At 65.7% G+C, this 25,367-nt stretch carries 27 protein-coding genes and 1 tRNA gene; 19 read left to right on the plus strand and 9 right to left on the minus strand.

Annotated elements, in window-relative coordinates:
- Nucleotides 1–60 precede the first annotated feature (60 nt).
- The 8 genes from JQT59_RS15375 (at nucleotide 61) to JQT59_RS15410 (ending at nucleotide 8,175) form a co-directional block, all read left to right on the plus strand.
- Complete coding sequence (locus JQT59_RS15375) at nucleotides 61–747, plus strand: response regulator transcription factor (protein WP_213576845.1); 687 nt, start codon at nucleotides 61–63, stop codon at nucleotides 745–747.
- The gene (locus JQT59_RS15380) at nucleotides 747–2,225 is read left to right on the plus strand and encodes a sensor histidine kinase (protein WP_213576846.1); all 1,479 of its coding nucleotides are present in this window, start codon (nucleotides 747–749) and stop codon (nucleotides 2,223–2,225) included. The genes JQT59_RS15375 and JQT59_RS15380 overlap by 1 nt, the downstream gene beginning before the upstream one ends.
- Nucleotides 2,226–2,350: 125 nt before the next feature.
- Nucleotides 2,351–3,781 (plus strand): S1C family serine protease, encoded by a 1,431-nt coding sequence (locus tag JQT59_RS15385; RefSeq protein ID WP_213576847.1) that lies wholly within the window; start codon nucleotides 2,351–2,353, stop codon nucleotides 3,779–3,781.
- A complete protein-coding gene (locus JQT59_RS15390; protein WP_109335291.1) occupies nucleotides 3,781–4,341 on the plus strand; it encodes a MogA/MoaB family molybdenum cofactor biosynthesis protein in 561 nt (186 codons plus the stop codon). The genes JQT59_RS15385 and JQT59_RS15390 overlap by 1 nt, the downstream gene beginning before the upstream one ends.
- An 804-nt stretch (nucleotides 4,342–5,145) precedes the next feature.
- On the plus strand, nucleotides 5,146–5,766 hold the full coding sequence (locus JQT59_RS15395; protein ID WP_109332600.1) for an MspA family porin: 621 nt from the start codon (nucleotides 5,146–5,148) through the stop codon (nucleotides 5,764–5,766).
- Nucleotides 5,767–5,832: 66 nt separating this feature from the next.
- Complete coding sequence (locus JQT59_RS15400) at nucleotides 5,833–6,534, plus strand: MspA family porin (RefSeq protein WP_109332599.1); 702 nt, start codon at nucleotides 5,833–5,835, stop codon at nucleotides 6,532–6,534.
- Between the two features lie 252 nt (nucleotides 6,535–6,786).
- Nucleotides 6,787–7,407, plus strand: coding sequence for an MspA family porin (locus tag JQT59_RS15405; protein ID WP_213576848.1), 621 nt, complete (start codon nucleotides 6,787–6,789; stop codon nucleotides 7,405–7,407).
- Nucleotides 7,408–7,473: 66 nt separating this feature from the next.
- Nucleotides 7,474–8,175: an MspA family porin gene (locus JQT59_RS15410; protein ID WP_109332599.1), complete on the plus strand. Its 702-nt coding sequence runs from the start codon at nucleotides 7,474–7,476 to the stop codon at nucleotides 8,173–8,175.
- A 76-nt stretch (nucleotides 8,176–8,251) separates the two neighbouring features.
- On the opposite strand, the gene mscL is transcribed toward JQT59_RS15410, so the two are convergent.
- From mscL to JQT59_RS15430, 4 genes are all read right to left on the minus strand, one after another.
- Complete coding sequence (mscL, locus tag JQT59_RS15415) at nucleotides 8,252–8,719, minus strand: large conductance mechanosensitive channel protein MscL (RefSeq protein ID WP_213576849.1); 468 nt, start codon at nucleotides 8,717–8,719, stop codon at nucleotides 8,252–8,254.
- A gap of 83 nt (nucleotides 8,720–8,802) precedes the next feature.
- On the minus strand, nucleotides 8,803–9,507 hold the full coding sequence (locus tag JQT59_RS15420) for an SAF domain-containing protein (protein WP_213576850.1): 705 nt from the start codon (nucleotides 9,505–9,507) through the stop codon (nucleotides 8,803–8,805).
- 98 nt (nucleotides 9,508–9,605) lie between these two features.
- Complete coding sequence (locus tag JQT59_RS15425) at nucleotides 9,606–9,914, minus strand: FmdB family zinc ribbon protein (protein WP_109332591.1); 309 nt, start codon at nucleotides 9,912–9,914, stop codon at nucleotides 9,606–9,608.
- A gap of 81 nt (nucleotides 9,915–9,995) precedes the next feature.
- The gene (locus tag JQT59_RS15430; RefSeq protein WP_213576851.1) at nucleotides 9,996–10,607 is read right to left on the minus strand and encodes a 5-formyltetrahydrofolate cyclo-ligase; all 612 of its coding nucleotides are present in this window, start codon (nucleotides 10,605–10,607) and stop codon (nucleotides 9,996–9,998) included.
- Nucleotides 10,608–10,714: 107 nt separating this feature from the next.
- Between JQT59_RS15430 and JQT59_RS15435 the strand changes: the two genes are divergently transcribed.
- From JQT59_RS15435 to JQT59_RS15475, 9 genes are all read left to right on the plus strand, one after another.
- On the plus strand, nucleotides 10,715–11,635 hold the full coding sequence (locus JQT59_RS15435; protein WP_213576852.1) for a UTP--glucose-1-phosphate uridylyltransferase: 921 nt from the start codon (nucleotides 10,715–10,717) through the stop codon (nucleotides 11,633–11,635).
- 22 nt (nucleotides 11,636–11,657) lie between these two features.
- On the plus strand, nucleotides 11,658–12,917 hold the full coding sequence (gene glp, locus JQT59_RS15440; RefSeq protein WP_213576853.1) for a molybdotransferase-like divisome protein Glp: 1,260 nt from the start codon (nucleotides 11,658–11,660) through the stop codon (nucleotides 12,915–12,917).
- Nucleotides 12,914–13,549, plus strand: coding sequence for a GNAT family N-acetyltransferase (locus tag JQT59_RS15445; RefSeq protein ID WP_109332585.1), 636 nt, complete (start codon nucleotides 12,914–12,916; stop codon nucleotides 13,547–13,549). The genes glp and JQT59_RS15445 overlap by 4 nt, the downstream gene beginning before the upstream one ends.
- A 275-nt stretch (nucleotides 13,550–13,824) precedes the next feature.
- Nucleotides 13,825–14,565 carry a divisome protein SepX/GlpR gene (gene sepX, locus JQT59_RS15450; protein ID WP_213576854.1) on the plus strand — a complete coding sequence of 247 codons (741 nt, stop codon included), beginning with the start codon at nucleotides 13,825–13,827 and terminating at the stop codon, nucleotides 14,563–14,565.
- Between the two features lie 98 nt (nucleotides 14,566–14,663).
- Nucleotides 14,664–14,739: transfer RNA gene (locus JQT59_RS15455), tRNA-Ala, on the plus strand.
- A gap of 348 nt (nucleotides 14,740–15,087) precedes the next feature.
- Nucleotides 15,088–15,288: a hypothetical protein gene (locus JQT59_RS15460; RefSeq protein WP_213576855.1), complete on the plus strand. Its 201-nt coding sequence runs from the start codon at nucleotides 15,088–15,090 to the stop codon at nucleotides 15,286–15,288.
- Between the two features lie 233 nt (nucleotides 15,289–15,521).
- A complete protein-coding gene (locus JQT59_RS15465) occupies nucleotides 15,522–16,418 on the plus strand; it encodes a cell surface protein (protein WP_249354458.1) in 897 nt (298 codons plus the stop codon).
- 2 nt (nucleotides 16,419–16,420) lie between these two features.
- Entirely contained in the window at nucleotides 16,421–16,921 is a 501-nt protein-coding gene (locus tag JQT59_RS15470) for an ImmA/IrrE family metallo-endopeptidase (RefSeq protein ID WP_213576856.1), read from the plus strand.
- The gene (locus JQT59_RS15475; protein WP_213576857.1) at nucleotides 16,921–17,937 is read left to right on the plus strand and encodes a hypothetical protein; all 1,017 of its coding nucleotides are present in this window, start codon (nucleotides 16,921–16,923) and stop codon (nucleotides 17,935–17,937) included. The genes JQT59_RS15470 and JQT59_RS15475 overlap by 1 nt, the downstream gene beginning before the upstream one ends.
- A gap of 6 nt (nucleotides 17,938–17,943) precedes the next feature.
- On the opposite strand, the gene JQT59_RS15480 is transcribed toward JQT59_RS15475, so the two are convergent.
- The 3 genes from JQT59_RS15480 to JQT59_RS15490 form a co-directional block, all read right to left on the minus strand.
- Nucleotides 17,944–18,189 (minus strand): DUF2630 family protein, encoded by a 246-nt coding sequence (locus tag JQT59_RS15480; protein WP_213576858.1) that lies wholly within the window; start codon nucleotides 18,187–18,189, stop codon nucleotides 17,944–17,946.
- A 44-nt stretch (nucleotides 18,190–18,233) separates the two neighbouring features.
- Complete coding sequence (locus tag JQT59_RS15485) at nucleotides 18,234–19,652, minus strand: glucose-6-phosphate dehydrogenase (protein WP_213576859.1); 1,419 nt, start codon at nucleotides 19,650–19,652, stop codon at nucleotides 18,234–18,236.
- 177 nt (nucleotides 19,653–19,829) lie between these two features.
- The gene (locus JQT59_RS15490) at nucleotides 19,830–20,246 is read right to left on the minus strand and encodes a helix-turn-helix domain-containing protein (RefSeq protein ID WP_109332570.1); all 417 of its coding nucleotides are present in this window, start codon (nucleotides 20,244–20,246) and stop codon (nucleotides 19,830–19,832) included.
- 647 nt (nucleotides 20,247–20,893) lie between these two features.
- On the opposite strand from JQT59_RS15490, the gene JQT59_RS15495 reads away from it, so the two are divergent.
- Together JQT59_RS15495 and JQT59_RS15500 are read left to right on the plus strand one after the other, a co-directional pair.
- Nucleotides 20,894–21,037 carry a hypothetical protein gene (locus JQT59_RS15495; RefSeq protein ID WP_201453670.1) on the plus strand — a complete coding sequence of 48 codons (144 nt, stop codon included), beginning with the start codon at nucleotides 20,894–20,896 and terminating at the stop codon, nucleotides 21,035–21,037.
- A 148-nt stretch (nucleotides 21,038–21,185) separates the two neighbouring features.
- Nucleotides 21,186–22,025 (plus strand): SDR family oxidoreductase, encoded by an 840-nt coding sequence (locus JQT59_RS15500; RefSeq protein WP_213576860.1) that lies wholly within the window; start codon nucleotides 21,186–21,188, stop codon nucleotides 22,023–22,025.
- A gap of 3 nt (nucleotides 22,026–22,028) precedes the next feature.
- Here the strand turns inward: JQT59_RS15500 and JQT59_RS15505 are convergent, their stop codons facing one another.
- The gene (locus JQT59_RS15505) at nucleotides 22,029–24,062 is read right to left on the minus strand and encodes an ABC transporter ATP-binding protein (RefSeq protein ID WP_213576861.1); all 2,034 of its coding nucleotides are present in this window, start codon (nucleotides 24,060–24,062) and stop codon (nucleotides 22,029–22,031) included.
- Between the two features lie 80 nt (nucleotides 24,063–24,142).
- On the minus strand, nucleotides 24,143–25,366 hold the full coding sequence (locus JQT59_RS15510; protein WP_213576862.1) for an RNA polymerase sigma factor: 1,224 nt from the start codon (nucleotides 25,364–25,366) through the stop codon (nucleotides 24,143–24,145).
- Nucleotide 25,367: the final 1 nt, after the last annotated feature.

The following is a 25,367-nucleotide window of genomic DNA, read 5'->3' on the forward strand; positions in this document are numbered from 1 at the left end:
TCCGGCTCCGTACCGACCCTTCTCAGCCATTACTCAGTCGGCCGGGTCAAACTGTCGGGTATGCGCATTCTGGTGGTCGACGACGATCGGGCCGTGAGGGAGTCCTTGCGGCGGTCCCTGAGCTTCAACGGGTACTCGGTGGAACTGGCCGTCGACGGTATCGATGCGCTCGAGAAGGTGGCGGCCGCACGACCCGATGCGCTGGTGCTCGACGTGATGATGCCGCGCCTCGACGGCCTCGAAGTGTGCCGGCGGCTGCGGAGTACCGGTGACGACCTGCCGATCCTGGTTCTCACCGCCCGCGACTCCGTGTCGGAGCGGGTCTCTGGACTCGATGCGGGAGCCGACGACTATCTTCCCAAACCGTTCGCCCTCGAGGAACTGCTCGCCCGGCTGCGCGCTCTGCTACGCCGGGCGGCGCCCGAACCGGGAATCGACTCGGAGAAGATGACCTTCGAGGACCTGACCCTCGACCCGGTCACCAGGGAGGTAACGCGCGGCGATCGGTCCATCAGCCTCACCCGTACCGAGTTCTCGCTGTTGGAAATGTTGATGGCCAACCCGCGCCGGGTGCTCACCCGTGGCCGCATCCTCGAAGAAGTGTGGGGTTACGACTTCCCGACGTCGGGCAACGCCCTCGAGGTCTATGTGGGGTATCTGCGTCGCAAGACGGAGGCTGATGGGGAGCCGCGCCTGCTACATACCGTCCGGGGCGTCGGCTACGTGCTGCGGGAGACTCCGCCGTGATGGCTGTGCCGTTCCACCGAACCGCCGACAAGCCGGGGTTGCCGGGGCACGAACCGCACGCCACCGGCCGCTACCACACCGGACCGATTCCGCTGCCGCCGGAGATGCGTCCACCGATGCCGTTGACGCGGTCGGTGTCGCTGCGCTGGCGTGTCACGCTCCTCGCGGCGTCGGTAGTGGCAATCGCGGTGGCCGTGATGGCGATTGCCGCCTACGCGGTGGTGTCCCGGGCGCTCTACGCGGACGTCGACAATCAGCTGCGCACGCGCGCATCGGCGTTGATCGACAGCAATCTGGTGACGTTCGACCCGCGCTACATCGCGGGTGCGACGCTGTACACGACGGACATCAGTGTGGCGCTGATCTTCCCGGACCTCGACACGTACACGCCGCCCGGTTCGAGTGTTCCCATCGGCGAGCCCGAGTTGGCGGTCGCCCGTGGTGAGGAGGGCACGTCGCTGCGTACTGCCGAGAACCAGCGGGTGCTGGCCGAGCGCACCCAGGACGGCAGCACCCTGGTGATTGCCCAGCGCCTCGCACCGACCGGTGCGGTGCTGGACCGACTGGCGTGGGTGCTGTTCGTGGTCGGTGGGTGCGGTGTCGTTCTCGCGGCGGTCGCCGGAACGACGGTGGGACGCACCGGGCTCCGGCCGATCGCGCGGCTCACCGCGGCCACCGAGAGGGTGGCTCGCACCGATGACCTGACCCCCATGCCGGTGACGGGTAACGACGAACTCGCGCGGCTGACCGAGAGTTTCAACACGATGCTCCGGGCGCTGGCCGAATCACGTGAGCGCCAGAGCCGGTTGGTGGCGGACGCCGGTCACGAACTGCGGACACCGCTCACCTCGTTGCGGACCAACATGGAATTGCTGATCGCGTCGAGCCGCCCTGGCGCTCCGCACATTCCGGACGAGGACATGGCCGAACTGCGCACCGACGTGGTAGCGCAGATCGAGGAGCTGTCCACCCTGGTGGGCGATCTCGTCGATCTCGCCCGCGAGGATGCGCCCGAGACGGTGTTCGAGCGCGTCGACCTCAGTGAGGTGGTGGAACGCTGCCTCGAGCGGGCGCGCCGCCGCCGCAACGAGATCGACTTCACCGCCGTCACCGTTCCGTGGTTCGTCTACGGCGATCACGCCGGGTTGTCCCGGGCGGTATTGAACGTGCTCGACAACGCGGCCAAGTGGAGTCCCACCGGTGAGCAGGTGCGTGTGATGATGAAGCCTGCCGGCGAGGGTTTGCTCGAGCTGACGGTGGACGACGCCGGCCCCGGCATCCTCGAGGAAGACCGCGAGCTGGTGTTCGACCGCTTCTACCGTTCCATGGCGTCGCGCTCGATGCCCGGCTCGGGATTGGGGCTCGCCATCGTGCGGCAGGTAGTCGTCAAGCACGGAGGCACCATTGCCGTGGACGTCTCCGAGCGGGGCGGTGCACTCATCCGCATCGTGCTTCCCGGGGAACCGGAGTCGGAATAACCTGGGGAAGGGTTGGGCAAACTCAAAGGCCGGTCTCAGGACCTTCTCAGTCCCACCGGGCAGTCTCGTACACAGAGACGGTGCGGCTGCCCCTGCGGGTGGCCGCGGGAGATGGAAGTGATGCGATGACCGAAGATCGAAACAGTTCCGACAGCAACAGTCGCGACATCGGTGACCAGGCTGCCCGGCCCGCTCCGGGTTACCAGCCGACCGAGCAGTTCCCGGCCACGCCGCACCGCCCGGCCGGGCCGGGCCCGCAGGCCTACGGATCGGCTGGCTACCAGCAGGGCGCCCCGTACGGCGTTCCACATCAGTCCACACAGCAATTCGGGCAGCCGCAACACGGTGCGGGACCACAGCAGGCCGCCCCGCAGCAGGGAGCGCCCACGGGGTCGTTCTCCGGTCACTACGGGCCGGGACAGCCGGCGTCGGCAGCGACGGCCAAGCGTCCCGCGCGGACGGCCATCGTCGTCGGGGCCGTCGCACTGGCGTTGGTGAGCGGCGGCATCGGCGGTGCCGTCGGTTCACTCGCTACCCAACGGGACGGCAACGGCGCGGCGGTCACCAACTCACTCGACGCTCCGAAGAACAACACCGCAACTCCCGCGGCCAACGCCCCGGCGGGCTCCGTGCAGGCCGTCGCGAACAAGGTGGTCCCGAGTGTCGTCCAGATCGAGGTCGCAACCGCCGGCGGATCCGGTGGGGAAGGGTCGGGGGTCGTGTTGTCCTCCGACGGTCTCATCCTCACCAACAATCACGTCGCCGGCGCGGCGGCGAGAGGAGGCAAGCTGACGGTGGCCTTCTCGGACGGCAGTACCGCGGACGCAACCCTGGTCGGCGCCGACCCGGTCTCCGACCTGGCTGTCATCAAGGCATCGGGCAAAACGGATCTGACACCCATCGAACTGGGAACGTCCGCCAACGTCCAGGTGGGCCAGCAGGTGGTGGCGATCGGTTCGCCGCTCGGGCTGGCAGGCACGGTCACCGAAGGAATCATCTCCGCCCTCAACCGTCCGGTGTCGACCTCCGGTGAGTCGGGCAACCAGAACACCGTCATCGATGCCCTGCAAACCGACGCGGCGATCAACCCGGGCAACTCGGGTGGCGCTCTCGTGAACATGGACGGGCAACTGATCGGGATCAACACGGCGATCGCGAGTATCGGCGGAACCGGAGCGGGGGAGCAGAGCGGCTCCATCGGCCTCGGATTTGCGATTCCGGTCGATCAGGCCCGCCGCATCGCCGACGAGTTGGTCGACACCGGCAAGGCCACGCAGGCCATCATCGGCATCCAGGTTCCGTCGCAGGATGCCGCCAACGGTGCCACCGTCGTCGAGGTGACGCCGGGCGGCCCGGCCGAGAAGGCCGGAATTCCGAAGGGGTCGGTGATCACCAAGGTCGACGACCGTGTCATCACCAGCGGTGACGCCCTCATCGCTGCCATCCGTTCCCACGCACCAGGAGACACAGTGTCCATTACGTACTCGGACGGAAACGGGTCGAACACCAAGACCGTCGATGTCACGCTGGGAACCGCAGAACAGGGCGGCCGATGATGAACGCAGGGATCCTCGGGCAGGTCGAGTCCGTGTTGAACGGGGCCACTACGGTAGGGACCATGGATATCGAAGCCTCGCTGGCCGGCCGCGCGCTGGTAGTTATCGTCGACGACCGCACCGCCCACGGTGACGGCAAGGACTCCATCGGTCCGCTGGTCACTGAGTTGCTCAACGAGGCCGGGTTCATCGTCGACGCCATCGTCGCGGTGGCAGCCGATGAGGTCGAGATTCGCAACGCCCTCAACACCGCCGTCATCGGCGGGGTCGACCTCGTCGTCTCCGTCGGCGGTACGGGTGTCTCGCCGCGTGACGTCACGCCCGACGTCACCGCGGAGGTACTCGACCGGGAGATTCCGGGAATCTCCGAGGCGCTGCGCACGTCCGGCCTCGCAGCAGGTTCCCTCGACGCCGGTTTGTCGCGCGGTCTCGCGGGTGTGTCGGGGAGCACGCTGGTGGTCAACCTGGCGTCTTCGCGCGCTGCCGTGCGAGACGGTATGGCTACGCTGACGCCTCTCGCGTCGCACGTCATCACCGAGCTGTCCGGTCTGGAAGGCTGAGCCATCTCCACTTCCCCTCCGTCGGACGGCGAGCCGACCGAGAACGCAGCACCGAGCCGGGCCCCGATCGACAGGGCCCGGCTCGCGCGCATCTTCGGGGACGTCTTCCCCGACACCACCGCCGACGAACGCGGGCCCGACGACGCCTCGAGTCGGGATGAACGGGGCAGTGAATCCGACGAGTGGCTGCGCCGCCAGAAACCTCCCCATCACGGATAGTTATCGTCGGAAAGAACTACCGTAAGGCAATCGTGATCTGCGGTCTGCCTCTGGAATCAGCCGAAGTTTTTGTATCCGGCGGCGGACCGGGGCACTCGTGGCCCAGGCCACACTTTGCTGCGACATCGACGGTTTTCTTCGCCCAGAACAGACATCGTTCTAGCTCGTGAACCAGGTGTTAACGTTACCGAACTTCACGTGAACGCCGCATGAATGCGCTGGTCAGCGAAGCGGCGCGAGGTCCGAATTCTCGCCGAAATCCCACACGGTGGACACGTTTTGCGATGTGGCATACATCACGATTCCGTTTCCTCAGGAATTAATTGCTTAAGCAACCAACTCCCGGTTACTGTCCTCGGCGAGTCAGTACTGGAGATGGAGGGCAGGGTCGTGTGCCGTTGCCCAGTCGAAACTCTGATGCTTTGTCAGTGATTTCGACTTCAGTGCGGTAATCAGGTTGTGATAACCCGGAATTCACTCCGCGGTCATGACGGCCGTGAATGCTGCTCTGGGCCCGACATGGACCACTCCTCAGTCTCGAAGGTCGTGACTGGGAACCAGCAAGAATCCTGATGAGGGGAACGAATGAGCGAGAACCGAAAGACCGGTCTGCGCCGTGGAGTCCGCGTTGCCGGCCTGGGTGCCGCTGCGGCTGTTGTGCTCGGCCTGATGTCGACGGGTGCTGCGAATGCAGATACTTTTGTGCCGCTGCCGGGTGGTGAGAAGGTCGTGAACGCCGGTGGTGTGAGCGCGAAGATCGCCCGTAATGCTGAGAGTGCTCTGGTTTCTCCGTCGCTGGCCGCTAATGGTGCTGGCCGCACGGCGTGGGTGTCGGGTGATGTGTTCGCCGAGCTCGGTGGGGAGATCCCCGAGGAGGGTGCGACGCTGACCACCGGGTACATCGTGGGTTGCCAGGTCGACATCACCGGTCTGAAGGGCAAGCTCAGCGCGGATCTCGGTTTCGATGCGCTGGGTATGGGTGGCTCGTTGTCGGTGCCGATCGAGGCCGGCGAGGTCAAGTTCGCGAAGATCAAGTCGAAGACCGATCTGAAGCCGGGTGTGTCGGCGATTCAGTACCGCGATCAGCAGATCGAGGTGCAGGGTTGCGGTGGTTACGCGCAGGCTCGGGCGTACACGGTGGTGGAGGTTCCGGGTAACCACTACGTCAAGGCCACCCTCTACGGGCAGCCGTTCAGCATCGGCTGATTGCCGCTCCCGATCGATTCCATTCACGACTCTCGCGTAAGCGATCAGTAACCCTAGAGGGGAACCATGAACAGCAAGACCCTGCGCCACGGCGCCAAGGCTGCCGGCGTGGTCGCCGCGGCCACCGTCGCGATCGGCCTCCTTTCCACCGGTGCGGCCAATGCCGACACCTTCGTTCCGTTGCAGGACGGCGAGATCACGCAGACGCTGCTCGACGGCACCGTGGTGACCGTGCGTCAGACCGGTAACACGGCGAACATCAGCCCGTCGATGGGTTCGACTCCGTTGCACCGCAACGTGTGGACGTCGGGCACGATCGACGTGTCGATCAACGGTGGCACCGCCAAGGGCGGCAGCATCGATGCCGGTTACATCGTGGCGTGCCAGTTGAACTTCGGTGGCGAGGTCGGCGGTGAGGCCGGTGCGTCGCTCGTTCCGTCCGAGGTCGTCGGTGCGGCTGCCGGTGGCGATCCCGCCAGCATCCCGGTCGAGGGTGGTGCCGGTAGCGGCGTCTCGATCGGCCCCGGTAAGGCCACCAACGTGCCGATCCTCGACATCGAGTACACCGATGACTATGGCGCCGAGGCGCACAAGAGCAGCTTCAGCTTCAAGGGCAACAGCGGCGGCTTCTCCTACGCGGACGAGACCTTCGGTGTGTCCGGTTGCGCCGGTTACGCCCAGGCTCGTTCCTACGCCAAGGTGAGTGTCTCGACCGAGTCGGTCGATGGCACCGTCACCCTGTGGGGACAGCCCTTCAGCCTCGGCTGACCTGTGAAGTCCAAAAAATTTCACACGGTGTAGAACCTCGCAGTTGGGGGCGTGCGGTGACTTCCGCACGCCCCCAACCTCGCTCTATGCGTCCTGTTGCATGTCACAGTTCGGTCACGACGGCCGGGCGTGGACATCGAACAGGACACGTAGACATCACATTTTTATGTTGTTTCCGCTAACTTTATTCCGTCACGAGGTAATGACTGCCTAACCGAAAGCCGGTTGGGCGGTACCTGATGAGGGGAACGAATGAGCGAGAACCGAAAGACCGGTCTGCGCCGTGGAGTCCGCGTTGCCGGCCTGGGTGCCGCTGCGGCTGTTGTGCTCGGCCTGATGTCGACGGGTGCTGCGAATGCAGATACTTTTGTGCCGCTGCCGGGTGGTGAGAAGGTCGTGAACGCCGGTGGTGTGAGCGCGAAGATCGCCCGTAATGCTGAGAGTGCTCTGGTTTCTCCGTCGCTGGCCGCTAATGGTGCTGGCCGCACGGCGTGGGTGTCGGGTGATGTGTTCGCCGAGCTCGGTGGGGAGATCCCCGAGGAGGGTGCGACGCTGACCACCGGGTACATCGTGGGTTGCCAGGTCGACATCACCGGTCTCGAGGGCAAGCTCAGCGCGGATCTCGGTTTCGATGCGCTGGGTATGGGTGGCTCGTTGTCGGTGCCGATCGAGGCCGGCGAGGTCAAGTTCGCGAAGATCAAGTCGAAGACCGATCTGAAGCCGGGTGTGTCGGCGATTCAGTACCGCGATCAGCAGATCGAGGTGCAGGGTTGCGGTGGTTACGCGCAGGCTCGGGCGTACACGGTGGTGGAGGTTCCGGGTAACCACTACGTCAAGGCCACCCTCTACGGGCAGCCGTTCAGCATCGGCTGATTGCCGCTCCCGATCGATTCCATTCACGACTCTCGCGTAAGCGATCAGTAACCCTAGAGGGGAACCATGAACAGCAAGACCCTGCGCCACGGCGCCAAGGCTGCCGGCGTGGTCGCCGCGGCCACCGTCGCGATCGGCCTCCTTTCCACCGGTGCGGCCAATGCCGACACCTTCGTTCCGTTGCAGGACGGCGAGATCACGCAGACGCTGCTCGACGGCACCGTGGTGACCGTGCGTCAGACCGGTAACACGGCGAACATCAGCCCGTCGATGGGTTCGACTCCGTTGCACCGCAACGTGTGGACGTCGGGCACGATCGACGTGTCGATCAACGGTGGCACCGCCAAGGGCGGCAGCATCGATGCCGGTTACATCGTGGCGTGCCAGTTGAACTTCGGTGGCGAGGTCGGCGGTGAGGCCGGTGCGTCGCTCGTTCCGTCCGAGGTCGTCGGTGCGGCTGCCGGTGGCGATCCCGCCAGCATCCCGGTCGAGGGTGGTGCCGGTAGCGGCGTCTCGATCGGCCCCGGTAAGGCCACCAACGTGCCGATCCTCGACATCGAGTACACCGATGACTATGGCGCCGAGGCGCACAAGAGCAGCTTCAGCTTCAAGGGCAACAGCGGCGGCTTCTCCTACGCGGACGAGACCTTCGGCGTGTCCGGTTGCGCCGGTTACGCCCAGGCTCGTTCCTACGCCAAGGTGAGTGTCTCGACCGAGTCGGTCGATGGCACCGTCACCCTGTGGGGACAGCCCTTCAGCCTCGGCTGACTTCTTCTGTCGCGCTGAGACGTCGGGCCCGTGCACTTGGACTGTGCACGGGCCCGCGTCCGTGTGGTGACGGAACTTATTGTCGTGTCTTCTCCAGGTTTGCGGCCTTCTCGGCGGGCATGGAGTGCGCGCCGCCGGCAGTGGTTCCCGAGGAGTCGGTTTCGAGGCTCGCCTCGAGGATGTCGCGAATCTGAATCAAGAGGTCGGCCTCGCTTGCCTTCTTGTCGGCGGGTTCGGTGATGAACCGTTTCTTCGCGGCGTTGGCAGGAACTATCAGAATGAAGTAGACCACCGCCGCGATGATCACGAAGTTGATGACGGCAGTGATCACGGCCCCGACATTGATGAAGGTTGCGGGGTTGTCCGAGAGGACTTGGTAGCCCCAACCGAGATCGTTGGCTCCACCCGCGACTGCGATGAGCGGGTTGATCACGTTGTTGGTGAACGAGGTCACGATGGCGGTGAACGCCGCCCCGACGACTACTGCGACGGCGAGGTCGAGGACGTTCCCCCGAAGCAGGAAGTCCTTGAATCCCTTGAGCATGTCGATGTCTCCTCCAGTCGGTGGCACGTCAGTCGGCACTCTTTCCGGCAAAAGCCTAGATCAGAGGCGGCACAGGTGGCGGATCACTGGAATGTCACGGTGATCGCATTGGTGAGCGAGGCAGCGGCCACCGTGGTGGCCTCGGTTGCCGGCAGGGCCAGCATCACCACGCGATCGCGCTGGTCACGGCCGTTCCCCGTCGGAGTGACCAGCACGACGACGGCGTCGGAGGCCAACACGGTGGCATTCTGCGGCCGCGCCGAGTGTGCTGGTGTGTCCGAGTCGACGGTCAGGACATCGACGCGATCACCTTCCCTGAGAAGTTCCGTCACCGCCGGATCAGCGAGGCGAACCGGGACTATGCGCGCATCCTCGATACCCGCGGCCGTCGCTGCCAGGCGTGGTCCCAGCACTCGCACGTCCGTGAGCGTTTCGCCTGCGCGAGCTGGGCTGGCGAGTGTGCGACCACTGACATCCGACAGTGCGGTGACGGCTCCGTCGGGAAGGCTCCGCACTTCGAGTTGCCGTACCTCGAGATCGGTATCGACGAGGATTCGTCCCGGTTGAAGATCGCGCACAGCGACCACGACGGGAGAGTGAGCAGAGTCGGGGTCGCCTCGGATTCCGAGCGCGACGGCAAGGCACGCCAGACCGGCTGCTGCTACGCGTCGTGCGACGAGGGTGCGTGCCCAGCTCGGGTGGGTGAGGTCGGACAGGCGATCGAACCAGGAGGGACCGAGGCTTCGGTGCGCCCGGGTGACTCGATTCCGGGCGGGGTTGCGTGACATGATTCGACGCTAGGACCCCACCCGGCCCTCGAGGGGCAGCGAACGGCCTGCCTGTGGATAGGCGAGAAGTTGTGGATAAAGAGGTTCCGCGAGTGAAGTTAGCTGGCTGCAGCCTTGGCCGGCGCAGCGGTCGCGGTGCTCGTCGAGCTAGAAGACGCCGTTGACGAACTTTCCGCCTTCGCGGCGGGCGCGGACTCGGTCTTGGCGGGCTCGCTGGCGGCTCCCGAGGATCCGCGGCTGTCGGTGCGGTAGAAACCGCTGCCCTTGAAGACGATTCCGACGGAGTTGAACAGCTTGCGAAGCTTGCCCGAGCATGCAGGGCAGACGGTCAGCGAATTGTCGCTGAACGACTGAACGATGTCGAAGCGGTTATCGCATTCCGTGCACGCGTATGAATAAGTGGGCACTGGGGCTCCTCCGCACTGTGTAGTCAAACCGCAGGTGTTAGCACTCTACAGTCGACAGTGCCAACAACGCTAATCAGCACCTTATTCCGCGGCATTTCTGCGCGGGTAGGACTCGACGTCCTCGCCCAGGCGGACGAGTCCGGAACCTGGTGTGAGTGCCCAGCCCATCCGCACGTCATGAGGATCTTCAGGGAGTTCTGCCACCAGTTCTTCGTCGCGGACCACCGTGATCAGACGGGTCTGCGGTGTCGCGAGTCCGAGCGTGCGGTCGTAGAAGCCGGCTCCTCGCCCGAGGCGGACGCCCCGGAGGTCGACTGCCAGAGCGGGCACGAAAACGATCTCGGCCGTCCGGATTTCTTCGGGATCGAGGACGGCTCCGGTCGGCTCGAGCAGGCCGTATGGTGCATCGACCAGCTGCCCGGCCCCGGTGTATTCGGACCAGAACAGTGGCCCGGGACCGCGGGTGACGGGGACGAGGACGCGTCGAACGATGCCGGTGAGGGCGTCGAGCAGATCCACCGACCCCGGCTCGAGTGCCGTGGGAACGTACGCACAGACCACCGAATCGGCCGCGACACCGACTGTGACCAGTTCGGCGAGTGCCCGATCCTCGGCCGCTCGCACGCCCGAGTCCAGTGCACGTCGGCCGGAAAGTACCTGTTCCCGCCACTCGGTCTTGCTTCGCGCCTGCATGCGACCACTGTAGGAGCACCCGAGCGGGCATTCTCGGCGGGTTCTCCGTGGCCGTTCACGGCCGCTTGGTGACTGCTGAGTAGCTCTACACAGTTATGGTGTGGGGCATGACAGATGCCGTTCCGCCCACCAACAGCGCCTTTCGCACCGCGGTCGTGCCCGCAGCAGGAATGGGTACCCGATTCCTGCCGGCGACGAAGACCGTGCCGAAAGAGCTGCTCCCGGTGGTCGACACCCCGGGTATCGAGCTCGTCGCCGGTGAGGCTGCTGATTCCGGGGCCGGACGCCTCGTGATCGTGACGTCGCCGGGCAAGGACGGTGTGGTTGCCCACTTCGTCGAGGATCTCGTCCTCGAGAGCAAGCTGAAGGAGAGCGGCAAGTATCACCTTCTCGAGAAGGTTCGGAAGGCTCCGGGCCTCCTCGAAGTCGAATCCGTCGTCCAGGATCAGCCTCTCGGGCTCGGTCACGCCGTCAGCTGCGCAGAATCGGTTCTCGACGACGACGAGGACGCCATCGCCGTACTCCTGCCCGACGACCTGGTGATGCCCCGGGGCGTACTGGAGACCATGGCCCGGGTGCGCCACAAACGCGGCGGCACCGTCCTGTGCGCGATCGATGTACCCAAGGATCAGGTCAGCTCCTACGGCGTATTCGAGGTCGAAACGGTGCCTGATGCCGTCAACCCGGACGTCCTCAAGGTCACCGGAATGGTGGAGAAGCCTGCCATCGAGGACGCGCCCTCGACCTTCGCGGCAGCCGGCCGCTACATCCTCGACCGGGACATCTTCGACGCCTTGCGCCGTATCGAACCGGGAGCGGGTGGTGAACTGCAACTCACCGACGCCATCGCCCTCCTCATCAAGGACGGCCATCCCGTGCACGTGGTCGTGCACCGCGGAACGAGACACGACCTCGGAAATCCCGGCGGGTACATCCGCGCTGCTGTTGACTTTGCCTTGAACAGCGACGAGTACGGCCCGTCGCTGCGTGAATGGCTGACCGACCGATTGAAGCGGGCGGATTCCTAGAAGCTCGGGAGGCACGAACTACATGCGGTCGGTCGAGGAGCAACAGACCATTGTGACCGCGGCTGCGGTGGCGCCGCGGCCGGTCCGGGTCGCGATCTCCGAAGCGCAGGGACTGCTGTGTGCCGAGGAAGTGGTCACCGAGCGGCCGCTTCCCGGTTTCGACCAGGCGGCCATCGACGGGTACGCCGTTCGCAGCGTCGATGTTCAGGCCGCCGGCACCGATCTTCGTGACGACGACGGCGCCCCCGTCGAGCTGACACTTCCCGTCGTGGGGGAAGTGTCGGCCGGCTCCCGGCAGCCCATCCGTCTCCAGCCGCGACAGGCGGTCAAGGTGGACACGGGGGCCCCGCTCCCGACGCTCGCCGACGCAGTGCTGCCGCTCGACCGCACCGACAGCGGCCGCGCACGCGTCAAGATCTACAAACCGGTCCGCTCCGGCGACTACGTGCGTCGAGCGGGCGACGATGTCCAGCCCGGAGATGTCGCCGTTCGGGCCGGCACGATCATCGGAGCGGCTCAGGTCGGACTACTTGCGGCAGTCGGTCGCGACAAGGTCTTGGTGCACCCACGGCCGCGGTTGTCCGTCATTTCCGTGGGCGGCGAACTCGTGGACGTCGATCGGACCCCTGGGCCCGGTCAGGTATACGACGTCAACTCTTATGCGCTTGCCGCCGCCGCGCGTGATGCGGGCGCCGACGTCAATCGCGTCGGCATCGCGAGCGCCGACGCGCGGCGCCTACGCGAGGTGGTCGAAGGGCAATTGATTCGCTCCGAGATCGTGGTGATCGCGGGTGCGGTCGGGGGAGGGGCCTCCGAGGATGTCCGCGACGCACTCGCCGATCTCGGCGATCTCGAGGTCGACCGGGTCGCGATGCATCCCGGGTCGGTGCAGGGATTCGGCCAGCTCGGCCGTGACGAGGTCCCGACCTTTCTTCTCCCGTCGAACCCGGTGAGTGCACTGGTGGTCTTCGAGGTGATGGTCCGTCCCCTCATTCGGATCGCGCTGGGACGTCGGCAGCCGATGCGCCGCGTCGTCACCGCGCGCACAGTCGCACCCATCACGTCGATCGAGGACCGCAAGGGATTCCTGCGGGGCCAGCTCATGCGCGACGAAGCCACCGGTGAATACCTGGTCCAGGCGCTCGGCGGTGCGCCCGGAGCGTCCTCGCATCTTCTCGCCACGCTCGCCGAAGCCAACTGTCTCGTGCTGATCGACCCGGAAGTCACCGAGGTGCGTACCGGTGATCAGGTGGACGTGGCCTTCCTGGCGCAACGGGGATGACCCAGCATCCGGGCTGGCCGCCGCACCTCGGCCCACTCCGCGTCAACGGCGGAGTGGTGACCGTGCGTGCCATCAGACTGCGCGACGCCGCGGCGTGGAGTCGATTGCGCATCCGCGACCGTGCCCATCTCGAGCCGTGGGAACCGACCGGCGAAGCGCCATGGGATGCGCGGCACCATATTTCGGGGTGGCCGGGACTGTGCAGCAGCCTGCGCTCCGAGGCGCGTAAGGGTCGCATGTTGCCGATGGCGATCGAACTCGACGGAAACTTCTGCGGGCAGATCACGATCGGCAATGTGGTTCGCGGTGCTTTGCGTTCGGCGTGGATCGGGTACTGGGTGGCCAGCGACGTCAACGGACTCGGCGTGGCCACGGGAGCCCTCGCGCTGGGGCTGGATCACGCGTTCGGTCCGGTGGGACTGCATCGCATCGAGGCCACCGTGCGCCCGGAGAACCTGGCGAGCCAGGCGGTGCTCCGCAATGTCGGATTCCGTGAAGAGGGTCTTTTGAAGAGGTACCTCGACGTCGACGGCCAGTGGCGTGACCACATCCTGGTCGGCATGACGGTCGAGGACGTGATGGGCACTGTCGCCGATTCCCTCGTCCGCAGCGGCAAAGCGACGTGGGCGTAACAGCCGCAAAAGCGTCTGGACAATCGTCCAGCTACACAGCAGTTATCTGACGGTATCAAACGTTGCCGGTCGAGGTCGCCGTTTCGGGCACTCCCGGCGGAAGAAGAATTCACGTCGCTTTCGAGCATGTCGAGCGCCACATTTTCGCGTTACGCATGTGACACCTGAGTATGGTGAGATCGGCGCGTCTGCGAAGATGTGCGTGTCCATGCGATTAGCCTGGGAGTGTCAACAGCGGTATCCGTGCTGGTAGACGATTGGGAGGAGGCTGCCGTATGCCGAACTCTTTTCTTTGGATCGGGCTCGTCGTCGTGTGGCTCTTCGTCCTGGTCCCGATGCTGGTCAACAACCGCCCCCGGATCCGGCAAACCAGTGACGCTGCCCTCGCGACGCGCGTGCTGCACCGCGGTGACGAGCGCCCCGTGCAGCGCGGTCCCGCGGCAGGACACCGCAGCGACCCTTACTGGCAACCGGAACCGGACCACTACGGCTACGACGCGGAGGACCTTGTGGATACTCACGCAGACGAAGACGATTTCGACACCGGCCGGGCCCCGGTCGGTGACTACGTGCCGGTGCGACGTGGGCGGGGTGGCTTCGACCCGGAGGCCGATGCGATCGCGCGGGAGGCCCGATACGCCTTCCGCCAGCGCTCGGTGCTCGGCCTCGTGTTCGGCACGATCATGTCCGCGGCGCTCGCGCTGATCATTGCCCCGGTGATGTGGTGGATTTTCGTGGCCGGCGTCGTCGGCCTCGTCGGTTATCTCGCCTACCTCCGCCGTCAGGTCCGGATCGAGCAGGAGATCCGGAGGCGCAGAACCGCGCGGCTCAATCGCTCCCGGCTGGGGGTCGAGTCCCGTAGCGACGAGGAACTGCGTCTCATCCCCGCCCGGCTGCGGCGTCCGGGCGCCGTTGTGCTCGAAGTAGACGACGAGGACCCCGAGTTCGATCATCTCGAGCGCTTCGACGACGAGCGCATGCAGCACGCCACGATGCGTCGTGCCGCCGGTGAATAGTCCGTCGCCGGAGCCGAAAGCCGCAATCGGATAGGCGATTCGCCCCCTGTGTGGGTGGCCTGCTAGAGTTTGCCGAGCAGATCGCAGGGTCTGCATCAGGGGCTGTGGCGCAGTTGGTAGCGCGCTTCGTTCGCATCGAAGAGGTCAGGGGTTCGATTCCCCTCAGCTCCACCATCGCAAGAGCACTTCCTCCCTTCGGAGGGAGTGCTCTTTTGTGTGTTCGCACTCTTTGTGTTCAGTGCTCTTTGTGTATCGCAGTGCTTCTTCGTGTCGCCGTGCTCTTCCGTATCGGGGGAGCCGGTGTGCGCCAGAGCGTCGTGCGGCAGTGTGCCGCGTCACGTTTGGGACAGGTAAGTTGCTAAATAGTAACTGGGCAAGGTCTACTGATCACAGGTCATCGAGGGGTCAATCGATCGGGGTAAAGAACATGCAGGCAAGGCGGAGAATCTCGGATGCGCTCGCGTCAGCGACCGTGGTGGCGACGATTGCTGCGACGATGTTGCTGGTGAACGTGCTGTGAACGTGAGGCGCTCATCCGGTGCCGCCCGTGCTGCGCTCACTGCAGCGGCGAAAGCCGTCGTAATAGGCACGGCGGCGGCGGCCGTCGCAATGGGTGCGGGGGCGGCGATGATGGGCCACGCCAGCTCGTTCGCGACCGATGTCCAGCCGACACCGAACACTGCCGTGCAGCCGTCCGAGGTGACGGTCGCCGGGACGTTCTGACGTCGACGTTCCGGGGCGGCCGACCGACGCTGTCCCTGCGACGAACCATCCGACGCACGCGTGCCTTCGGTGGTTCACCGAGAAAGCCGCCCGAGTCCCACCTGGCTCGGGCATCGCTGGTGGTGCCGGCCCCCGACTCCGGCACCACCAGCACCCTCCGGACCGTCCGCTCGTTACCATGGCAGCGTCGACGCCGCCTGAGGTGTTGGATCGATACCAGAGGGGGGTGCGCAGTGGCAGCACGTCGTGTGATCCGGAACCTGATCATGCTGGGGCTCGCGCTGGCCTTTCTCTCCGTTCTCGGATGGGGCACTTTCTCGGTGTTCCCGTCGACAGCATCTGCAGATCCCGACGTCGGCGGCGGCTCGACGCATCCAGGTATGGGGTCACACCCGTGCGAGGGATATCACGACTGCGGCCATAACCCCCACACCACCGAGCCTTCCGAAACCACCGAGCCTTCCGAAACCACCGAGCCTTCCGAAACCACCGAGCCTTCCGAAACCACCGAGCCTTCCGAAACCACCGAGCCTTCCGAAACCACCGAGCCATCCGAAACCACCGATCCTCCGGAGACGACGGAGCCGTCCGAGACCAGTGAGCCGTCGACCCCTCCCGCTCCACAGGTGGTCGTTCCCCCGTACGGGCACCTACCGTCGGACCCGGTGCCGAGCATCACCCGTCCCGACACGTCGAGCGATCCCGAATCCGGCGACGGAGGTGGGGCAGTAGGGGTACCCCCTGCCTCGGGAAGTGGACCGGAAGGTCCCGGGCCTGGCACCTCGCCGGGAGGTCCCCAGGGCCCGCCGGTGGCGGACGCGCCACCACACTCCGATGGAACGAGCCTTCCCGGCGATGCGGCGGATGGGAACGTACCGTCGCAGGACCGAGTGCCGCCCGACGTGCGACCGGCACCCGCCGCAGTTCCGGACTCCGCACCGCCGGCAGTCGCGCCGGTCGTCCATAGTGAGCCACTACCTGCGTTTGCAGTGCTCGGCGGTGTGGGACTCCTTCTCGGCTGCGCGGGTGGGGCCGGTGCGCTGACCTTCAAGGGTGCGCGCGCACAGCAGGCGCGCATCGCGGCCGCCCGGGTGGAGTTCTTCCCGCCCGCACCTACGGGAGGGATGTAGTCGTGGCAGGAAGCCGTTCTCATCGACGGGTGGCAGCAGCCGTGGATGCGGTCTGTGACGCTGCCGCCCGGGCAGAAGCGGTCTCACTCGGGGATGTCGTAGACGCAGTTGCCCGCGAACGGCAGCGTCCCATCGAACTCGACTTCACGACACCGATGGCACCGGGAGTCTGTGGTCAGCGACGCGCCTATCAGGACAGGGACGTCATCGTGCTCGCCCCGGGACTTCCCGACGTCGAACGAACTCTCGCACATGAACTGGGGCACATCGTGTTTCGGCATGAGGGTGCCGAGATTGTCGCGGCAACGCTCGAAGCCGGCGACGACTTGATCGCGTACATGCTCAGTCAGCGCTCGCGAATGCGTGGCGGCGAGCAGACTTCCGGTGACGTGGCGGAGTGGGAGGCGGAGACCTTCGCGTCCATGTTGCTCCTGCAGCTCAGGACGATGAAGGGCAGGGGAACGCCGGTGTCGGTGCTCCGCTACGACGAGGCGATCGGCTGATGGGCTGGGTTGTCGCGCTCGTCGTCTGGATCGCAGCCGGCGCCCGCGCAGGCAGGGTCGCGGCACGCCAGCCGACACCGCTGCGGATCGCAATGGTGATCGCGGTGTCCAGCGCCGCGTGCGCGTCTACGTTGGCCGTCCCGGATGTCGCCTTGCGTCTCGACGCGCTGGCGCCGACGGCCGGGCTGTCGGAGATCCTCCTCGAGTTGGCGTGGACCCTCTTCGCTGCCGCGAGCGCCGTAGGTGCGGTGTCGGTCTGGCCGATTTTGCCGCGCCGCGCCCTACGCGCTGTCGCCACCGTGATCTATGCGGCCGCGGTCCTGGTCGGAACGGCCCTGGCCGGTGGTTACCCCGTCCCGGCCCTGGTGTTCATCGTGCTCGCGCTGGCATCGGTGGTGATCACCGGTATCTGGCACGTCGCATGGACCCCTCTCGGCCGCGGCATCGCCCTCGTCGTGGTGGGATCGGCGATGGTTCTCGTCGCCGCGGTCGTGGGACTCGTCCGGGAGGTGGCGGGGGAGACGTGGATCATCGGATCCTCGGGTGCGTACACGACCGCCGCTGTGGTGGTTTCGGCCGGCACGGTGTGGGTGCTGGTGGAGACCTGGCTGCGCGCACGCCGCGATCTTCGCCGGATGAGCGCGTTGCATTCTGTGCTCGTCTCCCGGTTCCCCGAAGTCGTGGAGGGCGACGGCAAGGGCAGCACCACCGTTCTGCGGGCGTCTGATTCGATCGCTCACGTCATGGACGCGCTGTATCTGCAGGCGGGCGCGGGCATGTTCGAGACGCGGGCGCAGAATCTGCCCGAGTCGACTACCGAGCGCAGCAGAATTCTGGCCCGCTGGATCGACGACCCAGCCGGTTCCGAGGTGCTCGACACCGAGTGGATAGCTCCACCGCAGGGGATGTCACCGCGCCGATGGGTGCTGCAACTCGCGGAGGCGTACGCCGAAATCCGTCACTCGCCCGTGCCGGTCGCGGCCACGGAGCCGGCATCGGAAGAGTCGGTGCCCTGACCGTTTCTACTGGAGGTAGTCCTCGACCTCCGACGCCGGACGGACCGAGGCGTCGTCCGGGTTCTGTCCTGCGTCGAGACGAGCCCGGCGTCGGCGCAGAAGGTCCCAGCACTGATCGAGTGAGGTTTCCAACGCGGCCAGCTGTGCGCGTTCCTCCTCGGGCGCCAGCTCGCTGTCCTGCAACTGCGCCCGCAGTTCGTGCTCCTGCTCGACGAGAGCCTGAATACGCTTCTCGATCTCTTCGTTGCCCATGTCGTCTCCTCTTCGGTCCGAGTCCACTTGTCGCGGAGGGCGGCTCATCCGGTCGACTGCGTGACCAGCCATCCACACGGCGAGGCGAGCTTGTCGGCCTCCGGCGGTCCCATGGATCCCCCCGGATACAGCTTGACGGCGGGCGGCCTGTTCAGCAACGGGTCGGCGACGTCCCAGACGTGGGCAAGCCCGTCCGGGCGGGTGAAGAGCGACCGGTCGCCGTGTAGCACGTCCAGGACGAGGCGCGAATACGGTGCGAGAGCATGGCCGAGTGGCACCGTGTCGAGAGGCAGACTCAGGTGGCCCACCGATAGTTCGTCGTCGGGCCCGGGCTCCTTGACCACCATCGACATGTCGATCTCGCCGTCCCCGGACAGATCGAAGGTCAGCACGGCGCCGTCCGGCGGGATGTCGGAAAGAGGGCCTTCCGGGCTCCGGAACACCAGGCTCACGCGTTGCTTCGCGACGCCCAGCATCTTGCCCGTCCGAAGCAGGAACGGCACACCCCGCCAGCGGTCGGTGTCGACCCACAACCGTGCGGCGACGAAAGTTTCCGTCTCCGAATCGTCGGCGACACCGTCGACGTCGCGGTATCCCTCGTACTGGCCGAGGACCACTTCGGCGGGGTCGAGCGGGCGGAACGCTCCGATCACCGATTCGCGCGCAGACTGGAGGTCGTCGGCGCCCAGGCTCTGTGGCGGCTCCATCGCGATCTCCGCAGCGACCTGGAACAGGTGAGTCACGAGCATGTCGAGGACCGCACCGGTGGCGTCGTAGAAGCGGGCGCGGTCGTCGATGTCCAAGGTTTCGGGGACGTCGATCTGGACCTGTTCGACGTGTTCGCGGTTCCAGACTCCCTCGATCAGCCCGTTGGCAAATCGCAGGATGTGCAGATTCTGGGTGCTTTCCTTGCCGAGGAAATGGTCGATGCGATAGATCTGCTTCTCGTCGAGAACCTCGTGTACTGCGGCGTCGAGTTCACGGAAAGCGGATTGTGAGGTACCGAATGGCTTTTCGTAGACGACCCGGGAACCGCGCGCCAGGTCGTGCGCGCCGAGAGCTCGTGTGGTGTCGGCGAAGGTGCTCGGGGGAAGTGCCAGATAGTGGACGAGTTGAGCGTCGGGAACGCCGAGCGAATCCCGCGCGTCCTGCACGGCGCTCGGTAGCGTCCCGGGGTCTTCGGGCGTGAAACCGCCACCGGCGAATCGCAGGCGCTGCGCGAAGTCGTCCCAGCCGTCGTCGGTGTGCCCGCCGCCGAACTGGGTGAGGGAGTCCCGCACGTGGGCGCGGAAGTGATCATCGGTGACCGTGCCCCGCCCGGTGCCGATCAACATCCACCGAGAACCGAGAAGACCTGATCGTGCGAGCTGGAAGAAGGCCGGGAGCACCATCCGTTTGGACAGGTCCCCGGTGGCGCCGAAGAGCACGAAAATCGTGGGACCGAGCTGCGGTCTGTCAGGCATTGCTCCATCATGCGCCAACGGGAGTCGCCGCGCGTGCGATTCCCGGGTGGGCTCAGCGCTCGGACAGGAAGGTCGGTACCCGGGCTCGGCTCGTCCAGTACGCTCGGCATACGAGCGGCGTGGTCATGTATAGCGCAGTGCCGGAAGAGGTTCCGTATCCAGCGCGAAAAATCGGTGCTACCGGGACGCGTCCGGCGGTACTTCGGGCAGACCCTCGCTGGCGCGAAGCTTCTCGGCCATCGTGGTAAGCAGATTCTGCGACTCCTCGGACAAGTCGAAGGCGCGGCTCGACAGTTTGCGTAGTCCGTAGCCCTGGAGCTGCGACAAGAGTTCAAGGTCGTGGTCGATCTTGGCTGCGTAGATGTCGTTGAAGAAATATTCGGGCTTCACCTTGAAGAAGCGGGCGAATGCCGCGACGGTTTCGTCCGAAGGATTTGTGCGCTGCCCGGAGCGGAGCTGCGAAATGTAGGGCTTCGAGATTTGATGCCCGTCGGCAATGAGCGCCGAAGCTACCTCTGCGTTGGTGTGCGGTTTACGTCCCGGAGGGTGGACCGTGTCGAAGAGCTTGTTCAACCGCGCAGCAAAATCTGCCATTGTGAGCCGCCGGGTCCTCTCTCGTGCGCGCGTCAGTCGTGTGAACGACACAGTACCATGATGATAACCGATTGATAACTCACAGCCAGACGTGCGAAACGGTGCGCTTTCGCTCGCTGACGGCGTCATGCAGGTTTCGACGACGGTCGGCGCATCGCGCACTTCTCGCTGCTCAGCCGTTCGGACTCCGTGCAAGTCATACCGGCGCGTCTCCTGGCGGTTCAAGGGCCGAGTGTCCAGTTGATCGTTCCAGCAGATGTGGCGGATCGGCTGCCCGGCCGCAAATGCTGATTGCTCTTTCAATCACTGGGAGTTTGCTGACGGCCTCGAGTTGCCGGCATCCGGCAGTGCGTGGGGCCTGTACTCGCAGTTCAGGGCCATTGTGTTGCGTTGTGCATTGCAACTACGGCAGGTCGCTCGGCCGCGACGGCGCCGTGAACACTACTGCGAATGGGGTGTGTCTGCACCGCCCGACCGCCGTGCGGCGGCGCCAGAAGCCTTCCGGTGTGGCCTCCGCAGGACGGCCGATCATGCGGTCTGACTGGTGCGCTCGCCGGCAGCGGCTCTACCTCGGTGTCTTCGTTGACCGCCCGCGATGCCTGGCCAAACCGGAAGTCGTCGGGAATGATTGTGATATGGAACACAGAATGAGTGACGCCGAGCTTCGGAAGGCGATTCGAGTTCTGCGCGAGCGCGCCGACGATGCCCGGCACAGGGGACGGGAAGAAGACGCCAACGGAATCGAACGGACGATCCGGACATATCAGGAAGAAATGGCGCAGCGGTTGTGAAGTGGGCCGGCTCGGGGAGAGCCGGCTCAGCTCTGTCGCGACGCTGCCGAGGACCGGGTGATCCCGCCTCGGGGGCGTGCGCGCAAACGTTGTGCGTGCGTAGACTTCCAGCCGACACGGATCGGTGAGGACGGGGGCTCGCACGACAATGGCGATCACGACGCTGGACGGCAAGAAGTGCCTGATCACAGGTGCTGGTAGTGGGATCGGGCACGCCACGGCGTTGGCGGCCGCCGCGGAAGGCGCCGAACTCTTTCTCACCGACATCAATGAAGTCGGCTTGGCTCACACGGTGGAGCAGGTCGGAAATCAGGGCGGAACCGTGAGCTTCTCACGAGCGCTCGACGTGTCTGATTACGCCGCGGTGACGGCGTTCGCAGCAGATATTCACGATCAATTCGGCAGCCTCGACGTCGTGATGAACGTCGCCGGTATCTCCGCGTGGGGCACGGTCGAAAACCTCGAGCACCGCCACTGGAAGTCGATGATCGACGTCAACCTGATGGGGCCGATCCACATCATCGAAAGCTTCGTCCCTCCGATGGTGCGGGCGGGGCGGGGTGGTCACCTTGTCAACGTGTCCTCTGCTGCGGGACTGCTGGCGCTGCCCTGGCATGCTGCTTACAGCGCAAGCAAATTCGGGCTCCGCGGGGTGTCCGAGGTTCTGCGATTCGACCTGAAGCGGCACGGTATCGGCGTCAGTCTCGTGGTTCCGGGTGCCGTGAAGACTCCGCTGGTGGGCACTGTCGAGATCGCCGGGGTGGATCGGAACGACCCGCGGATCGAGAAGGCGATCCACCGATTCGAGAAGCGAGCGGTCAGCCCGGAGAAGGTGGCGTCCTGCATCCTCACGGGAATCAAGAAGAACCGCTATCTGGTGTACACCTCGCCCGACATCCGGTTCGGATACTGGTGGGCCCGTAAGTTCTCGCCGCCATACGACTTCGTGATGCAGAAGGCCAACGACCAGTTCAGCAAGTTCTTGTAGCGACTAGTTCTCGAGGCTGCTGCTCGGTGCCAGCACTGTGCCGTCCGTGAATCGAATGCCGTCGGTGCAGCGACACTCCACCTGGCCGCCGCCGAACTGTTCGGCATGCAGTCTCGCGTAGAGGCCTTGACGTGCAAGGAGTTCGGTGTGGGTGCCGCGTTCCACCAGGCGACCCTCGTCGATCACGAAAATGACGTCGGCATGCTGAATCGTGGATAGCCGGTGCGCGATCGCCAGTGTGGTCCGCCCGCGCATCACCTCGGCGAGTGCTCGCTGGACGAGCCGCTCGGACACGGTGTCGAGTGCCGAGGTGGCTTCGTCGAGAATGAGAACGCGCGGGTTCTTCAGCAGCACTCGTGCGATGGCCAGACGCTGCTTCTCGCCGCCGGAGAGCCGGAAGCCACGTTCGCCGACGAGCGTGTCGTAACCGTTGTCGAAAGCGAGAATGCGGTGGTGGATGTTGGCCGCGGTAGCCGCATCGTGCAGTTCGGCGTCGGTGGCATCCGGCTTGGCATACCGCAGGTTGTCTGCGATGGAGGCGTGGAACAGATACGGGTCCTGGGTGACCATCCCGACGGCGTCGGCAAGTGAACTCATGGTCAGGTCGCGTACGTCGTATCCGTCGACGAGGACGGCGCCGCGGTCCACTTCGTACAGCCGCGGTACCAGGTAGCAGAGGGTCGTTTTGCCCGCGCCCGATGGTCCGACGAAGGCGGCGAGTTGACCCGGCTCGATCTCGAGAGAGGTGCCCGCCACCGCCCAGCGTCGAGGGCGGCGCGGCTCGATCACCTCCTCGTCGGCCACTACGGGGGTGCGGGTGGTCGGTGCCGAGAAGCCGCGTATCCCGCCGCCGACTCCGCCGCGTCCGAGGCTTCGCAGAGCCACGGGATCCGGGTCGGCGGTGGCCAGGCGCACCGGAGTTGGGTAGGCGAAATAGACGTCGTCGAGTTCCACCTTGCCCGGGGAGTCGGCGGGTAGCGCGACGGCGCCGGGACGATCGACGATCGCCGGCTGCAGGTCGAGATACTCGAAGATGCGGCGGAACAACGCCATCGACGTCTGGACGTCGAGCGTGACCCGCATCAGGGACACGAGCGGCTGCAGCAGTCTGGCCTGCAGGGTCGAGAACGCGACAAGGGTCCCTGCCGAAATGGCCGGGCCGTACCCACCGCTGATCAGATAGCCGGCGAGCAGATACACGAGGGCCGGGGTGATGGCCATGAAGGTACCCACCACGGCGAAGAATCCCTGGCCTGCCATGGCCTGACGTACTTGGAGCTCGGTCTGCCGGGCGTTTTCCGCGCTGTAGCGCGCGAGTTCGGCCTGCGACTGGTTGAAGACCTTGGTCAGGAGAACACCGGAGACGCTCAGTGCTTCTTCCGTGATGGCGGTCATGTCCGACAGCGACTCCTGGGTTTTTCGGGCCAGCGCCCGCCGCCGCGCGCCGACGCGGCGCTGGAGGTAGACGAATCCGGGTAGCAGTGCCACGGCGAGAAGCGTCAACTGCCAGGACAACAGCACCATCGCGATGAGGGATGCTGCGACGGTGACCGCGTTGGACAGGATGCTCGATGCCGTGGAGGTGAGCACGGAGCGGACCCCGCCGACGTCGTTGGCCAGTCGCGATTGGATCGACCCGGTCTTGGTGGAGGTGAAGAAGGCCAGTTCCATCTTTTCGAGGTGCGCGAAGAGCCGCTCGCGCAGATCGGCCATCGACAGGTTGCCGACCTTGGTGGTGAGGTAGCTCTGGCCGACGCTGATGAGCGAGCTCACCAACGTCACCCCGATCATCGCGAGAACAAGCCACATCAGCAGCGGGAGATGGACGCCGCTGCCGTCGGTGGGAAACAGTGCGCGGTCGAAGACTGCCCTGGTGAGGAACGGGGGGACGACGCCGAGGAGTGACGACACGACGATCGCCGCGCCGACCAGGACCAGCCAACCCCGATAGGGCCGCAGCAGCGCCCAGATCCGGGGCAGCAGCGAAGACTCGGAGTCGGAGATCTCCGGGGAGGACGTCGGTGGGGCGGAGCGCATTCGTCCATCGTGCCCACCTGTCGCGATTCTGGCGAGGCGATTCGGGTGGGCTGTGCGCGAGGGCTGTATGAAGTGCTGTCTCAGCCCGATTCAGTGACACCGAGCCGGGCCACCTGCGCGGCGAGGTACTGCTGCTCGGGGACGTTGGTGGTGCGCCGCGCCGCCGCACGGTAGTGCGCCGCCGCCGATCGAGTGTCCCCGGCCATGTCGAGGAGATGCGCGCGGACGGCATCGAGCCGGTAGTGCCCACGGAGTGGGCCGTCGAGCTCTTCGAGCATCGCCAGTCCGGTGGCCGGACCGTGCACCATGGCTGCAGCGACGGCGCGGTTCAATCGCACCATCGGATTGTCGGACATGCGCACGAGCAGTCCGTACAGCGCGAGGATCTGGGCCCAGTCGGTGTCCTCGACACGTTCCGCGTCGTCGTGGACGGCCGCGATTCCCGCCTGCAGCTGATACTGGCCCACCGCCCCTTCGGCCACGGCGTCCATCACCACCCGCTGGCCTTCGGCGATCAAGTCGCTGTTCCACAGGGTGCGATCCTGTTCGGTGAGCGGGATCAGCTCACCGTCCGGACCGGTGCGTGCCGGGCGGCGGGCATCGGTGAGCAGCATGAGCGCCAGCAGACCACCGACCTCGCCGTCGCCGGGCAGTATCGCGTGGACGGCGCGGGTGAGCCGGATCGCCTCCGAAGACAGCTCGGTGCGGTGCACATCGTTGCCGATGCTGCTCGCGTAGCCCTCGTTGAAAACGAGGTAGAGCACGTGGAGAACCGAGCGCAGCCGCTCCGTCCACTCTTCTTCCGTCGGCCGCCGGAAGGGGATGCCCGACGCGGTGATGCGTTGCTTCCCGCGGCTGATGCGTTGTGCCATGGTCGCTTCCGGGACCAGAAAGGCGTTCGCGATTTCGGCGGTGGTGAGTCCCCCGACGGCACGCAGGGTCAGCGCGATGGCCGACGCCGGCGTCAGCGCCCGGTGGCAGCACATGAAGAGCAATATCAGCGTGTCGTCGCTGTCGACGGTTTCTGCATCGGTCTGCGCCTGCCGGGCGACCGTGTGCTCCCTTGTGCGTCGGGCGATCTCGCTGCGGATGAAATCGGTCATCTTGCGCGTGGCGGTCTGGATCAGCCAGCCGCGGGGGTTCGCGGGCACGCCGTCGCGCGGCCAACGCTGCGCCGCGGCGAGTAGCGCCTCCTGAACGGCATCCTCGGCGGCGTCGAAGTTGCCGGTACGCCGGACGAGCACACCGAGGACCTGCGGCGCGAGTTCGCGCAGCAGGTCCTCGAGTGCGGCTCCGATCTCCATC

The organism is Rhodococcus sp. USK13 (genome assembly GCF_018343855.1).
Taxonomy (GTDB): domain Bacteria; phylum Actinomycetota; class Actinomycetes; order Mycobacteriales; family Mycobacteriaceae; genus Rhodococcus_F; species Rhodococcus_F oxybenzonivorans.